Source organism: Cellulomonas humilata (genome assembly GCF_013359775.1).
GTDB lineage: Bacteria > Actinomycetota > Actinomycetes > Actinomycetales > Cellulomonadaceae > Cellulomonas > Cellulomonas humilata.
Genome location: NZ_JABMCI010000053.1, coordinates 13,217 through 27,834 on the forward strand (window position 1 = coordinate 13,217; position 14,618 = coordinate 27,834).

Sequence of the window (14,618 nt, forward strand, 5' to 3'; positions counted from 1 at the left end):
CGCGGGAGTGCGGACACAGGCCGGCCCGGGCGAGAGGGGGCGCCCGGGCCGGCCTGATCGGTACTGACTAGCGGGTGACCTTGACCTTCACGTCCGGGCTGCTGGTCGACCCGAGCGCGTTCGACAGCTCCGCGCGGTAGACGTGCGTGCCGATCGCGCGGCCGTTCACCGTGGTGGTGGCCTTCTGCGCGTTCGTGCCGTTGGCGGTCAGGGACTGGGTGTCGATGAGCACCCCGTCCTCGTACAGCCGGTAGGTCGTCGCGTTGGTGCCCCACCACAGGTTGGTGGTGAGCGTGTACGACCCGTCGCCGTCCCAGTTGTCGTGGCTGAGCGCCGGGGTGCCCGGGTTGGCCGCGGTGACCTTGACGGTGAGCGGGGCGGTCGTCGTCGACCCGTGCTGGTTGGTCAGCACCGCGGTGTAGACGTACGTCCCGTTGGGCTTGCCGGCGAGCTGGAACGCCGCCGACTGCGCGGCCGGGGTGGCGTCGACGAGGTCGCGGGTGGCGATCGCCACGCCGTTCTCCAGCAGGGTCACGGTCTGGGCGTTCTGGCCCCACCACAGGGTCGAGGCGACCGTGAAGCTGCTGTCGTTGTCCCAGTTGTCGCTGGACAGGACGGCCTTGCCGGGCTTGGCGGTGGCCGGACCGGGCACCCGCTCACCGGGACCGGTGGACGGCCCGGTGTAGACGATGCTCGGCGCCGCCGGCATCGCCATGCCGTCACCGAGGAAGTACCCGGTGTGCGGCGGCTGGTTGTAGCCGGTGTTCTGCCACGCGACGCCCAGGCGGTACACCGGGTCGGACTGCAGGGTGCGCAGCCGGTGGTCGGTGAGGTCCACCGTGGTGGCGATCCGCAGGGCGGAGGAGTCGTCGAGACGCGTGACGATCTCCTCGCGCCAGTCGCCGAACAGGTCGGCCTGCAGGGCGGGGGTGCCCTTGGTGCCGTTGTCGGAGAGAGTTCCGGTGGCCCGGTAGATCTCGTCCGACGAGGCCGACGACGGATCCCACTTCGAGATCGTCGGGACCCCCGTGAGCGTCGTCGTGCTCCAGTCGTGGTCGGTGATCTCCCGCAGCAGGTCGCCGTCCCACCAGGTGAGGAAGTTCGCCGCGGGGATGGTGGTCCCCAGCAGCTCCCCGTCGGCCGCCCGCAGCTGACCCGCGCGCGAGTTCCACGTGCCGTCGGCCACCACGGCCCACGACTCGGCGCCGGGGTGCGACGCGTCGATGTCGTCCGAGGCCCCGCGACCGGTGTCGGCCGTGGCCGGCATCGACCAGAGCACCTCCCCGGTGGCGGCGTCGCGGAACGTCGCGCCGATCCCCTTGCTGTGCGGTGCCTCCTCGTGCACCGCGAACACCTCGAGGCCGGGCCGGCCGGGGTCGAGGTCGCTGACGTGCAGCGCGTCCCCGTGCCCGAGCCCGGTGCCGTAGAGCACCGTGCCGTCGTCGTCGATGGTCATGGAGCCGAACACGATCTCGTCCTTCTGGTCCCCGTCGACGTCGGCCACCGACAGGTTGTGGTTGCCCTGGCCGGTGTACTGCGACCCGGCCTCGTTGGAGTCGAACGTCCAGCGCTTCGTCAGCGCCGAGCCGTCGAAGTCGTAGGCGACCAGGACGGTGCGCGTGTAGTAGCCGCGGCTGAAGATCACGCTCGGGTGCTCGCCGTCGAGGTAGGCGACTCCGGCGAGGAACCGGTCGACCCGGTTGCCGTAGGCGTCGCCCCAGGCGCCGACGTCCCCGCGCGGCGGGGTGTAGTCGATCGTGTCGACCGCCGCGCCCGTGGCACCGTGGAAGACCGTGAGGAACTCCGGCCCGGTGAGCACGTAGCCGCCACTGTTCCGGTAGTCCGCCCGCGCGTCACCGATCACGGCGCCGAGGCCGTCGACGGTCCCGTCCGCGGTCTTCAGGCTGACCTCGGCCTTCCCGTCCCCGTCCAGGTCGAACACCTGGAACTGCGTGTAGTGCGCGCCGGCCCGGATGTTGTGCCCCAGGTCGATCCGCCACAGCCGCGTGCCGTCCAGCTCGTAGGCGTCGACGTACACGTTGCCCGTGTACCCGGCCTGCGAGTTGTCCTTGCTGTTCGACGGGTCCCACTTCACGACGATCTCGTACTGGCCGTCGCCGTCGACGTCCCCGACCGAGGCGTCGTTGGCGTGGTACGTGTACGGCTGACCGTCCTTGGTGTACGCGTCCGCGGGCTTGTCCAGCGGCACGTCGAGGTGCTGGCTGTCCCACACGCGGAGCTCGGCGGTGGCCCAGCGCTCGATCCCGTCGACCACGGAGCTGACCCGGTACACCGAGGTCGCCGTGCCGCCCGCGTCGAGCAGGTTGGTGCTGGCCTTCACCGGTCTGGTCGTGATGCGGGTGCCGTCCCGGTACACGTGGAACGCGATCGAGTCGGGGTCCAGGCCCAGCTGACGCCAGCCGAGGTAGACGCCGCCGTCGGTCTGCACGGCCACCGGTGACCGGTCGAGCCGCTCGGCCTGCCGGGCCAGGGTGGTGACGGCCGGGGTGGTGAGCGTCTCCGAGGCAGCCGAGACGCCGCCCGCGTTCACCGAGGCCACGCGGTACGTGTACTCGATCGTGGTGAGCACGGTGGTGTCCGTGTAGGAGGGACCGGACGCGCGGCCGACGACGACGAACGAGCCGTCCCTGGCCTGCCGGTACACCTGGTAGAACAGCGCCCCGTCGACGGCGTCCCACGTGAACGTGACGTCGTTCTTGTGCACGGCGCCGAGCGTCAGGCCCGTCGGCACGGCGGCCGTCGGGACGTCCGGGTCGACCGTCGTCACGTCGAGCGTGTCCGTCGGCACCGACTCGAGCCCGCTCGGGTCGAGCGCCACCACGTGGTACTCGTACTCCAGGCCGACGTCGGGCGTGGTGTCGACGAACGTCGTCGTGCTGACGTCACCGAGCGCGACCGGGGCGGACGCGCCCGCGGCCTTGCGGTAGACGCGGTAGCTGGCGGAGTCCGACGTGCCGGTCCAGCTGAGCGAGACGCTCACGCTCGACCCGTCGATGCTCAGGTCGTCGAGCGTGAGGGCGGACGGCGCCAGCAGCAGTGGCGTGATCTCGATGCCGTTCAGCCGGCTCGACGTCCCCGTCATGACCAGGTTCAGCTGGCCGTCGGTGACGAGCACCGGCTGGCTGACCTTCTCCGACACCGACCCCGCCCCCGCGTTCGAGGCGCCGAAGTCCTTGCCCTCGAGCTGCACGTTGGAGCGGCTGGTGCCGATCCAGTCGCCGTTGTACGTCTTCACGGCGTAGCTGCCGTCCGGCACGTCCACCGCGAACACGTGCTGGGTGCCCGGCAGCAGGAAGTCGCGCTGGAGGGCGTTCGGCGGGGGCGTGAAGTTGATGCCACGGTCTCGACCGCCCAGACCCGTCGGGTCCAGCCAGCCCCAGCCGATCTCGGGCGTGTACCGGGAGTTCTGGTTGACCTCGGTGTACCCCGGCATGAGCACGTTGCCGGCCAGCTGCACGTCGAACTTGTACAGCGCGGCCTTCGTCGTGACGCGCACGGCGGCCGAGGGTGCCGACGGACCGCGACCGTTCACCGCGACCACCCGCAGGTCGTACGACGCGCCCTCCACGAGCCCGCCGACCGCGGCCTGCGGGAGCGTCGAGGTGGCGACGAGCGCGTAGGCGTCGTCCCCGTCCGCGGCGGCCTTGCGGTAGATGCGGTAGATGTCCGCGCCCTCGCTCGCCGTCCAGGTGAGCTGCACGCCGGCGTTGGAGACGCTGCCGGCCGCGACCCCGGCCGGGGCGGCGGGCACCTCGGCGGGCGGCTCGACATCCACCACCTCGTCCGCGAGCGGGATCTGCAGGGACGCGACCTCCGTCGCGACCAGTCGCGCGAGCTGGATCGCCCCGTACTCCTGGAAGTGGGTGTCGTCGACCGTGCCCGTCGGCCGGTTCGGGTACACCCCGGCCGGGACGTGCAGGAACACGCTCGTCGACGCCTCGGGACCGATCTCGTCGAGGTACGCGCGGCTGGACGCCGACAGGTCGACCAGCGGCGTGCCGGTCTCGGTGGCCAGCGCCGTGGCCGCGGCGACGTACTCGGGGAACGAGACGTTGAACGTGCCCGTCGCCGCGTCGAAGCTGCGTCGCGACACCGGGGTGACGATCACCGGCTGCGCGCCGCGCTGGGTGGCGCCGTCGACGAACGTCCGCAGGTACTCCGCGTAGTCGGCGGGGGCGGCGAACCGGTCGTCGACCCCGTAGGTGGCGTCGTTGTGGCCGAACTGCACGAACAGGTAGTCGCCCGGCTTGACCTGGCGCAGCACCTCGTCGAGCCGACCCTGGCTGATGAAGTTCTTCGACGAGCGCCCGCCGATCGCGCGGTTGTCCACCGCGACCCCGTCGGACAGGAACCGGCCGAGCATCTGGCCCCAGCCGGCCTGCGGGACGTAGTCCGCGGTGTAGGTCTGCACGGTCGAGTCGCCCGTGAGCCAGACGGTCGGCTCGCTGCCGGGGGCCCGCGGGCTCTGCGCGGCGATCCGGAGCTGGTTGAGCTTGGGGGCGGTGCCGGAGAAGTCGAGGTTGAGCTGGCCGTCGACGACTGCGATGTCGAACGACATCTCGAGGAACTGGCCCGCGGCCTTGGCGGTCGCAGCCACCTTGGCCATCTGCTCGGCCGTGATCGCGACGTCGGTCGCCTCGGTGGCGTCGCCGGCGATCAGGCTGACCGTGTAGTCGCCGTCGGGCAGGTCGACGACGAGCTCGGTGTCGCCCACGCTCACGAAGTCGGAGCGCAGCGCGTCGGCTGTGCCACGGTCGGTGGCCGTGACCGCGCGGGTGTCGACGAAGCCGTACCTGGTGGTCGCGCTGTACGCGCTGGTGGCGTCGAGCCTCGTGGAACCGGGCGAGAGGGCTCCGCTGCCCAGGTCGAAGTCGAGGACGTCGGGGATGGTGGGCGCGGTCGGCAGGCTGCTCACCGCAGCGGCCGACGGCACGGACAGGCCGGCCGCGTCGATCGCCTGCACGCGGTAGTAGCGCAGGGCCGAGGTGTCGACCGCGTCGGTGGCGAGCACCCCACGAGCGCCCGTCCGGGCGACCTCGGTGTACGCGCCGTCCACGGTGTCGGACCGCGACACCGCGTACCCGGTCGCACCGGCGACCTCGTTCCACCGGAGCGTCACGGCGGTCGGGGTCACGTGCGCCAGGCGCACCGACGTCGGGGCGGCGATCGTCGAGGTGCCGGGGTCCGGCTCCACGGGTGTGGTGCCGGTCTGCGCGACGACGATCGAGCTCACGTACCCGCCCGCGCCGCTGCCCGTGATGCCGACGGTGAGCTGGCCGTCGGCGACCGTGGCCGGCCACGTGCCGGAGACGGTCGCGGTCTTGGTGCTCAGCGAGCCGCCGCCCGCACCCTCGAGGGTCACCGTGGTCTTGGTGGAGCTGCTCCCCGCGAGCAGGTCGCCCGAGCGGACCGTCACGTCATAGGTGCCGTTGGGCACGTCGAGCACGAAGGTCCACGCCGTCGCGAGCACGAAGTCGCGGTCCGCCGGGTCCTCGGCGCCACGGTCCCGGGAGATCGGGGTGATGCCCTCGGCCGGCACGATGCCGAAGCCGGTCGCGACGGAGTATCGGGTCGCGTCGGTCACCTGCTGGTAGCCGTCGGCCACCGGGCTCGTCGCGGTGCCCATGTCGAACTTCCACGTGGTCACGGGATCGGCCGCCAGCGCGGGCAGGCCCCCCGTCGCGGTCAGCGCGAGAACGGCCGCGCCGGCCAGCATTGCCCGGGTCGTGCGTGGTGCCTGTCGTCCCTCGTCGTGCGCGCGCGTCGAGCGCATGGCATCACCCTTTGTCTCGTCGTTGAGAGCAGCGCCCGATCGGGCGTCTTGGAACGATTCACCCGAGCAAGCAGGGACATTCCTACAGACCGGTCCCCGGCGGCGCAAGAGTTTCGGGGAAACTGGGGAAAGCGCTCGCCGTCGCGGTTTCCCGACGACTACGCAGTCATGCCGATCCGGTATCACCGCTGATCAGGGGCGATGCGCCTCCAGTGAGGTCGCGCCGCATCACGAAGTTCGTCAGCGCGACGCCGCGCAAGACGGGGTGCTGCTCCAGCACGACCTCGAACCCCTGCCGCTCGAAGAACGGCCGCGCGGTCAGGCTCGCGTGCGTGGTGAGCTCGGTGGCGCCGAGCGCCCGCGCCGTCTCCAGCACCCACCCGAACAGGGCCGACGCCACCCCGGTCCGCCCGACGTCCGGGTCGACGAAGAGCATGTCGACGTACCCCTTCTCGTCCACGTCGGTGAACCCGACCACCCGCCCGTCGACCTCCGCGAGCTGCGTCCGGAGGGCCGCCCGCCGCGCCGACCAGCCCGCCACGTCGATCTCGTCCGACGCCCAGGCGGCGACCTGCTCCGGCGAGTAGTCGCGGCTCGCCGTGGTGCGGATCGCCCGCAGGAAGACCTCGAGCGTCGCGGCAGCGTCGGACTCGCGGAAGGGACGCAGGATCACGACCACCGAGCCTAGGCGCCGAACGGCGCCCCGAGCTCCGTGAACGTCGCGCCCTCGTCCGCCACCCGCGCGCACCAGTGCTCCACGTTCGCGACCACCGGGTGCCGCTCGTCGCCCTCGCCGCGCCACTCGACGAGCGCCTCCGGCACGGGCGCCGGGTCCGGCGCGGTCCGCACGGCCTCGAGGACGCGGAGGAACGCGCCGGTGTCCGCGACCGAGCACCGCAGCGTGACCGCCGGGTGGGTGCGCGCGATGAGCAGCTGCGTGAGCAGGTCCACCCGTCCGCAGCGGATCCGGCGCGTGCCACGCGGCGAGGTCACCTCGATCTCGTCGGTCTCGTAGAACAGGGTCGCGGTGCCCTGCGTGCCGCGGACGGTGACGCGTGCGGGCGAGCGCACGGGGGCGCACAGGGTCAGCCCCGCCGACACCCGCACACCGCCGCGCGTCTCGACGATCACCGCCGAGGTGTCGTCGGCCTCGATCGGGTTCGCACGGTGCAGGTCCACGCGCACGTCGGTCACGTCGTCCACCGTGCGCGCGCCGGCCACCAGCAGCGCGGTCGCGACGGCGTGCGCGAGGGGGTTGGTGACCACGCCGTCCACCACCTCGACGCCGTCCAGGGTGCGCCGGCCGGCCCAGCGGGCGCGCGCGAAGTACCCCGCACCGCGCACCCACGTGCCCACCGCGCCGACCCCGGTGATCTCCCCCAGCTCGCCCGTCGCGACGATCCGCGCGACCTCGTCCACCGCCCCGGACCCGAACGTCTGGAACCCCACCTGGCACAGCCGCCCGGTCTCCTCGACCACGGCCAGCAGCTCCGTGTGCTCGGCCAGCGAGGCGGTGGTCGGCTTCTCCAGGAGCACGTCGCAGCCGGCGCGCAGCGCGGCGGACGCCAGCGGGAGATGGGTGTGGATCGGCGTGGCGATGACGACGACGGCCGGGGGGTCGGCGAGCAGGAGGGCGTCGAGGTCGGGGTACCAGGGGCCGTCGACCGGCCGCGGGTCGACCAGGGCGGAGAGCGTGGCCAGGCCGCGTTCCTGCAGGTCGGCGACCTTGCGGACGTGCGTGGCGCCGTGGCCGTGCACGCCCACCACCGCGATCGTCGGCAGGTCCGTCGCCGGGTCGCTCACAGGCGTCGCCCCGCGGGGCACCTGCGTGGTCATCCCCACGCCTGCGCGGCGAGGAGTCCCGCCTCGTCGGCGCCGAGCGCGCGGTCCACCACGACCGCGGCGAGCCCGATGTCGAGCCGGCCGCCGTCGGGCACGTCGACCACCCGGTCCCACGCCAGGGCCGGCCCGGCACCCACGTACTCGGCGACACGTGCGAACCACGGCCGCAGCACCGCGGGGTGCTGGACCAGCAGGACGGTCGTCGTCGCCCCCTCGCGGCGCTGCACGAACGCGAGCCACGGCGACAGGCTGCCGTGCACGGCCTCCTCGCCGACGAGCCCCTCGCCGAGCACCGTGGTGACGTCGGCCGACGGGAGGCGCCAGAAGATGCCGCCGTACCCGGCGCTCGGCCGGCCGTTGGTGCCGGGGCTCTCGATCCGCAGCGCCCCGTGGGAGGCGTGCAGCACGCTGGACCAGCGCAGGGTCCACCCGCGACCGTCCGCCAGGGGTGCTGCGCTCAGCCGCCGGTCCTCCGTCAGCAGGGACCGGTCGCGCTCGTCGCGCCACTCGATGTCGTCGACCAGCGTCGCGCCCGCGTCGGCCAGCCGCGCCCCGCCGCTGACCTGCCGGCCGTGGTTGGGCAGCAGGGTCGGGCCCTCGTCGCGCAGGAACGTGCGGCCGCCCCAGTAGTTGGTGCCGTTGACCACCGGCACCGCCATGGAGACGCCGTAGTGGTGGCGGTGGTCGACCGGGCTGGTCTCGGTCAGCGCCGTGCCCGCCGCCGAGTGCACCGGGTGCAGGTACGGGCGCGGGGCGTGCACGCGGGGCACCCGCTCCCCCGACTCGTAGCGGGCGAGCGGGACCGTCGACGCGTCCGCGGCCGTGCCGCTGAGCAGGAACGAGCCGAGGTCGGCGGCCCAGCCGGCCGCGGTGAGGTCAGGCACCTGCGGACCCACCGGGTCCGTCGCCGCGCGTCGGCCGAGCCGCGCCGCCGGGGGCACCGGGCCGCTGCTCGCGCGGATCGCGAGCACGGGGGTGATCAGCGGGGGCGTCGGGTCCAGGGCGTCGCCGCCGACGAGCGAGCGCAGGTGCGCCCAGGCCTGCCGGCCCAGCTCGGCCTGCGGCACGGTCGCGGTGGTCAGGGAGGGCGTCGCGAACCGCGCGAGCTCGATGTCGTCGAACCCCGTGATCGACACGTCGCCGGGCACCGCGACGCCGAGCTCGTTCAGGCGGGCGAGGAGGCCGAACGCGACGAGGTCGTTGTAGGCGACGACGGCCGTGGCCCGGGAGGCGAGCACGTCCTGCGCGGCCGCATACCCGGAATCGACCGACGAGCCCGCCGGACGCTCGCTCAGCCGGACGTCCTCGCGGCGGGCGGCCGCGGCGCGCAGGGCGTCGAGCCGCGCACCGTGCGAGGCACTGTCCGGCGGGCCTGCCAGGTAGAGCAGGTGCCGGTGGCCCAGGCCCGTGAGGTGCTCGACGATCTGGTCGATGCCGGCCGCGTAGTCGATGGCCAGGGTGGGGGTGGTGCCGTCGGCGGCACGGTTGACGACGACCACCGGGCGGATCTCGGGCAGCAGCGCGCGCAGCGTCGCCTCGGACATGCGCGGGGAGACCAGCACGAGGGCGTCGCAGCGCAGCCGGGCGTCGAGCGCGATCCGCTCCTCGTCGTCGGCGTGCTCGGCCGTGTCGGCCACGAGCACCCGGTACCCCTCCTCGGCGGCGGCCGACGCGACCCCCCGCAGGACCTGCTGGAACATCGGGTTGGCCAGGTCGGGGACGACGACGGCGACGGTGTTGGTGCGTCCGAGCGACAGGCTCCGCGCGGTGTTGCTGGGCCGGTAGTGCAGCTGCTCGGCCACGTCACGGACGCGTGCGGCGAGCTCCGGGTCCACCGTGGCGCGGCCGTTCATCACCCGGCTCACGGTCGCCCGGGAGACGCCCGCGGCATGCGCGACCTCGGCGATGGTCGACGCGCTGCGCGTCCACCCGTTCTGCGTCACTGCAGCCTCCCGCGGTCACCCTCGAGCCACCGACGTGGGGGTGGCTCCGCGCCGAACATACACCACGGGAAACCGGTTCCCAACCAACAGAAAGCGGTGCTACGGTACCGCCGAGGAACCGGTTTCTCGTTCGGGTCCTCCACGGCGAACACAGTGAGGTGTCGACGACATGTCCGTAGTGACGGAGCTACGCCGGACCGCCAGGTCCGCCCGGGGCGAGAAGGGCACGCCCTCGCGGCGCAGCCTGCGCAACGGTGACGGGAAGGCGGCCGCGCTCTTCCTGCTGCCTTGGTTCCTCGGCCTCGGTCTGATCACCATCGGCCCGATGGTCGCGTCGGGCTACCTGTCCTTCACGGACTACGACCTGCTGCAGCCGCCGACCTGGATCGGGCTCGAGAACTACACGCGGCTGTTCGAGGACCCCCGGCTCGCCAACTCGCTGCGCGTCACGTTCACGTACGTGTTCACCGCGGTGCCGCTGCAGCTCGCCGCGGCTCTGGGGCTCGCGCTGATGCTCGACCGGGGCCTGAAGGGTCTGCCGTTCTACCGGTCGGTCCTCTATCTGCCCTCGCTGCTCGGCGGTTCCGTCGCTGTCGCCATCCTGTGGCGGCAGGTGTTCGGCATCGACGGTCTGGTGAACCAGTTCCTGGCGCTGTTCGGCATCCAGGGCAAGGGCTGGGTGTCCGACCCGGAGACCGCGCTCTGGACCCTCGTCCTGCTGCACATCTGGACGTTCGGCGCTCCGATGATCATCTTCCTGGCCGGCCTGCGGCAGATCCCGGAGATGTACTACGAGGCCGCCGCGATCGACGGGGCCGGCGCGGTGCGCAGGTTCCGCTCGATCACGCTGCCGCTGCTCACGCCGATCATCTTCTTCAACCTGGTGCTCCAGGTGATCGGGGCGTTCCAGAGCTTCACGCAGGCGTTCGTCGTCTCCGGCGGAACGGGCGGACCTGCCGACTCGACGATGTTCTACACGCTCTACCTCTACCAGAAGGGCTTCACGGCCTTCGACATGGGGTACGCGTCCGCCATGGCGTGGTTGCTCGTCCTCATCGTCGCGGCGATGACCCTGATCAACTTCTTCGCCTCCAAGTTCTGGGTCTTCTACGATGACTGAGGTCCACGTGCGCCCCACGCCCACTGCCACCACGCTGTCGGCCCTCGCCGACGAGGTCCCCCCGGTGCAGCACCGCCGCTCCCCGTGGCCGGACCGCCGGCGCTCCGCGCTCAAGCACGCCGGGCTCATCGCGCTCTGCGTCCTGATGCTCTACCCGCTGATCTGGCTGCTGGTCAGCTCGTTCAAGCCGACCGAGCTGATCTTCCGGGACGTGTCGCTCATCCCGAGCGAGATCGACATGACCAACTACTCGGTGGGCTGGAACGCGCTGCAGTACCCCTTCGGGCGGTACCTGATGAACTCCGCGATCATCGTGCTCGGCTCACTGCTGGGGAACCTGGTGGCCTGCTCGATGGCGGCCTACGCGTTCGCCCGGCTGGAGTTCCGGGGACGCAAGCTGTGGTTCGCGGTGATGCTCATGTCGATCATGCTGCCGATCCACGTGATCATCGTCCCGCAGTACGTGCTGTTCTCGAAGCTCGACTGGATCAACACGTTCCTGCCGCTCATCGTGCCGAAGCTGCTGGCCACGGACGCCTTCTTCATCTTCCTCATGGTCCAGTTCTTCCGCGGGATCCCCAAGGAGCTCGACGAGGCCGCGCGTCTCGACGGCTGCGGGCACGGCCGCATCTACCTGCGGATCATGCTCCCGCTGTCGCTGCCCGCCCTGGCCACCACGGCGATCTTCACGTTCATCTGGACGTGGAACGACTTCTTCAGCCAGCTCATCTTCCTGATCCGGCCGGACATGTACACCGCTCCGGTAGCACTGCGCACCTTCATGGACTCCACGGGCGCCAGCTCGTGGGGCCCGATGTTCGCCATGTCGATCGTCTCGCTCATCCCCGTCTTCCTCGCGTTCCTCTTCGGCCAGAAGTACCTGGTCAAGGGGATCGCGACGACGGGCATCAAGTAGCAGTCCTAGTTCCGCCGGCCTTGAGACAGCACACCGTCGTCCTCGTCACCCAAGGAGAACCATGCGACCCCGTCCGTCCTTCCGCGCAGCTGCCGTGCTTGCCGTCGCGGCCCTCGCGCTGACCGCCTGCGCGGGCTCGTCCGACGAGCCCGCCGCCACGCCCACCTCGTCCGGCCCGCCGGAGCCCGTCGAGATCCGCTTCTCCTGGTGGGGCTCCGACACCCGCCACGAGCTGACCCAGCAGGTGCTCGACAAGTTCACGGAGAAGTACCCGCACATCACCGTGGTCCCGGACTACACCGACTGGAACAGCTACTTCGACAAGCTGGGCACCGCGGTCGCCGGCGGGGACGCACCCGACGTCATCACGCAGGAGGAGCGGTTCCTCAACGAGTACGCCTCGCGCGGGGTGCTCGCCGACCTCAACGAGCTGGGCCTCGACACCTCGAAGATCGACGAGGGCGTCCTCCAGTCCGGCACCATCGACGACGCCCTCTACGGCGTGGCCACCGGCGTCAACGCGTACGCGATCGTCGCCGACCCGACCGCGTTCGAGGCGGCCGGCGTCGAGCTGCCCGACGACAAGACGTGGACCTGGGACGACTACGTCGAGATCGCCGACCAGATCTCCGCGGCGACCGGCAAGGCCGTGTACGGCGCGCAGGACTACGGCTTCAACGAGCCCGGGTTCTCGATCTACGCCCGCCAGCGCGGTGAGTCGCTGTACACGGAGGACGGCAAGCTCGGGTACGACGACAAGACGATCGCCGAGTGGTGGCAGCACTCGCTCGACCTGCAGGAGGGTGGCGGCCAGCCCGACGCCGCCACCACGGTCGAGGTCGACGCCGGCGGACCGGAGCTGTCGCTCGTCGCCACCGGCAAGGGCGCCATGGCGTGGTTCTGGACCAACCAGCTGACCGCGATCACCAACGCGTCCGGCAAGGAGCTCAAGCTGCTCCGCGTCCCGGGCGAGTCGGAGGAGGACCGCACCGGCATGTACTTCAAGCCGGCCATGTTCTACTCCGTCTCCGCCAAGTCCGAGCACCCGGAGGAGTCCGCGCTGCTGATCGACTTCCTGCTCAACGACCCGATCGCCGGCGAGATCATCCTGTCCGACCGCGGTCTGCCGGCGAACACCGACGTCCGCGCCGCCGTGGAGGACAAGTTCTCCGCCACCGACAAGCAAGCCGCCGAGTTCCTCGCCGGTCTCGAGGGCGAGATCGTCGACGGCCCTGCGGTCCCGCCCGTCGGTGCCGGTCAGGTCGCCGAGATCACGCGCCGCATCAACCAGGAGGTCCTGTTCGGCCGGATGACCCCGGCCGACGCCGCCAAGCAGTACCGCCTCGAGGTCGAGTCGGCCATCGGCAGCTGACCCACCAGCACCACCGGCGACGTCCGCACTCCCGGGGCCCCCACCCCGCAGGAGTGCGGACGTCGCTGCATGCAGGGCGGTTGCGTCCGCACTCGTGCGGGTTCCCACCCGCAGAAGTGCGGACGTTGCTGCATGCAGAGCCGCTGCGTCCGCACTCGTGTGGGTTCCCACCCGCAGGAGTGCGGACGTTGCGGGGTGGCGGGGCTCAGGCGCTGGCGCGGATGCGGAGGGTCGGCTCGAAGATCGTCGACGTCACCCGGCGGCCCGGGTCCGCGATGGTGTCCAGCAGGATGCGGGCCATCTCCGCGGCCATCTCCTCGATCGGCTGCCGCACGGACGTGAGCGCGGGACGGGACAGGGCGCCGAGCGAGCTGTCGTCGAACCCGATGACGCGCACGTCCTCGGGCACCCGGCGGCCGGCGGTCTGCAGTGCCTGGATCGCGCCGAGCGCCATGAGGTCGTTGGACGCGAACACCCCGTCGAGGTCCCCGTACCCGTCGAGCAGCGCGGTCATGGCAGCCACCCCGCTCTCGTACGTGAAGTTGCCCCCGGCGGTCGGCACGAACGCCTGACCGTGCCGGGCCATCGCGTCCTGGAACCCGGACAGCCGGTCCTGGGCGGACGGCACGTCGAGCGGGCCGGAGATGGCCGCCACGTGCCGGCACCCCCGCGTCACCAGGTGCTCGGCGGCCAGCCGGGCTCCGTCACGGTTGGCGACATCCACGAAGCTCAGCGGGATCGGCCGGCCGGGCCGGGCGAACACGACTGCCGGCAGCCCGGCCTCGACGAGCAGCCCCGGCATGGGGTCGTCACCCCGGGTGGACACCACGAGCGCGCCGTCGGCGTTGCCGTTGCGCAGCGACGAGAGCACGCGCGACCGGTCGGCGTCCGTCTCCGCGAGCATGAGGATCGGGTCGACGGCGTGCGGTCGCAGGGCGCGCAGCATGCCGCCGACGACGCGTCCGAAGAACGGGTCGGCGAAGTCGATGGTCGACGGCTTCCCCTGCTCCTCCGCGCCGGACACCACGACGATCACCGCCCCGGTCCGCCGGGTGACCAGGGATCGGGCCGCGAGGTTGGGCACGTAGCCCGTGGTGGCGATGGCCTCCCGGACGACCGCCTGGATCTCGGCGGCGACCCGGCGCTGCCCGTTGACCACGCGGGAGACGGTGGCGCGTGAGACGCCGGCCACGCGGGCGACGTCCTCGAGGGTGGGTGCACCCGAGCCGGACGCGCGGGGGGCGCCGGCCACGGGGAGGCCCGTCGGCGGGGTCGCCTCGAGCGTCCCCGCGTGGACGCGCGCGGCCGCAGCCGGTGGCGCGTCGGCGGGGTCGTCTGCCATGCCCGCAGGCTACCAGTGCCGGAGAGCGCTCTCGCGAATTCGAGGACTCGTCGAGGCGTTTCCGCAAGGAGTTCTCCCATCGCCTGGGCTATGCGAGCGGGTGAGAAGGGGTATACCGTCCGTCCGGGAGTCAAAGCGGGCACAACCCACCCCCACCACGTGCGATATCGCCGCCCCAGACTCGGTCTCGGCGATAGAGCGCTCTCCCAGCACCACCGGCATCAGCTCAACGACGAACTGCACGCCCGGCACACGGACCGACGACGAGATCGACTGCGGAGCGACCTCC

At 71.8% G+C, this 14,618-nt stretch carries 8 protein-coding genes; 3 read left to right on the forward strand and 5 right to left on the reverse strand.

Annotated elements, in window-relative coordinates:
- Nucleotides 1-67 precede the first annotated feature (67 nt).
- From HP550_RS22640 to HP550_RS05005, 4 genes are all read right to left on the reverse strand, one after another.
- The gene (locus HP550_RS22640; RefSeq protein WP_281362126.1) at nt 68-5,794 is read right to left on the reverse strand and encodes a rhamnogalacturonan lyase family protein; all 5,727 of its coding nucleotides are present in this window, start codon (nt 5,792-5,794) and stop codon (nt 68-70) included.
- A 166-nt stretch (nt 5,795-5,960) separates the two neighbouring features.
- Nucleotides 5,961-6,467, reverse strand: a complete 507-nt coding sequence (locus tag HP550_RS04995) for a GNAT family N-acetyltransferase (protein WP_175346491.1) — start codon at nt 6,465-6,467, stop codon at nt 5,961-5,963.
- 11 nt (nt 6,468-6,478) lie between these two features.
- Nucleotides 6,479-7,630, reverse strand: coding sequence for a Gfo/Idh/MocA family protein (locus tag HP550_RS05000; RefSeq protein WP_175346492.1), 1,152 nt, complete (start codon nt 7,628-7,630; stop codon nt 6,479-6,481).
- On the reverse strand, nt 7,627-9,579 hold the full coding sequence (locus HP550_RS05005) for a DUF6807 family protein (RefSeq protein ID WP_175346493.1): 1,953 nt from the start codon (nt 9,577-9,579) through the stop codon (nt 7,627-7,629). The genes HP550_RS05000 and HP550_RS05005 overlap by 4 nt, the downstream gene beginning before the upstream one ends.
- A gap of 169 nt (nt 9,580-9,748) precedes the next feature.
- Here HP550_RS05005 and HP550_RS05010 point away from each other — a divergent pair, with 169 nt between their 5' ends.
- The 3 genes from HP550_RS05010 (at nt 9,749) to HP550_RS05020 (ending at nt 12,987) form a co-directional block, all read left to right on the forward strand.
- The gene (locus tag HP550_RS05010) at nt 9,749-10,699 is read left to right on the forward strand and encodes a carbohydrate ABC transporter permease (RefSeq protein ID WP_056087832.1); all 951 of its coding nucleotides are present in this window, start codon (nt 9,749-9,751) and stop codon (nt 10,697-10,699) included.
- Nucleotides 10,692-11,615, forward strand: coding sequence for a carbohydrate ABC transporter permease (locus HP550_RS05015; protein ID WP_082610760.1), 924 nt, complete (start codon nt 10,692-10,694; stop codon nt 11,613-11,615). The genes HP550_RS05010 and HP550_RS05015 overlap by 8 nt, the downstream gene beginning before the upstream one ends.
- Before the next feature lie 61 nt (nt 11,616-11,676).
- Entirely contained in the window at nt 11,677-12,987 is a 1,311-nt protein-coding gene (locus tag HP550_RS05020; RefSeq protein ID WP_175346494.1) for an ABC transporter substrate-binding protein, read from the forward strand.
- A gap of 205 nt (nt 12,988-13,192) precedes the next feature.
- Here HP550_RS05020 and HP550_RS05025 read toward each other — a convergent pair whose 3' ends face one another.
- On the reverse strand, nt 13,193-14,329 hold the full coding sequence (locus tag HP550_RS05025) for a LacI family DNA-binding transcriptional regulator (protein ID WP_175346495.1): 1,137 nt from the start codon (nt 14,327-14,329) through the stop codon (nt 13,193-13,195).
- Nucleotides 14,330-14,618: the final 289 nt, after the last annotated feature.

Bases quoted from the DNA above. Each gene is read 5' to 3' on its own strand.
- HP550_RS22640 (WP_281362126.1), bottom strand. From the start codon at position 5,794: ATGCGCTCGACGCGCGCGCACGACGAGGGACGACAGGCACCACGCACG.
- HP550_RS05000 (WP_175346492.1), bottom strand. From the start codon at position 7,630: ATGACCACGCAGGTGCCCCGCGGGGCGACGCCTGTGAGCGACCCGGCG.
- HP550_RS05020 (WP_175346494.1), top strand. From the start codon at position 11,677: ATGCGACCCCGTCCGTCCTTCCGCGCAGCTGCCGTGCTTGCCGTCGCG.
- HP550_RS05010 (WP_056087832.1), top strand. From the start codon at position 9,749: ATGTCCGTAGTGACGGAGCTACGCCGGACCGCCAGGTCCGCCCGGGGC.
- HP550_RS05015 (WP_082610760.1), top strand. From the start codon at position 10,692: ATGACTGAGGTCCACGTGCGCCCCACGCCCACTGCCACCACGCTGTCG.
- HP550_RS05025 (WP_175346495.1), bottom strand. From the start codon at position 14,329: ATGGCAGACGACCCCGCCGACGCGCCACCGGCTGCGGCCGCGCGCGTC.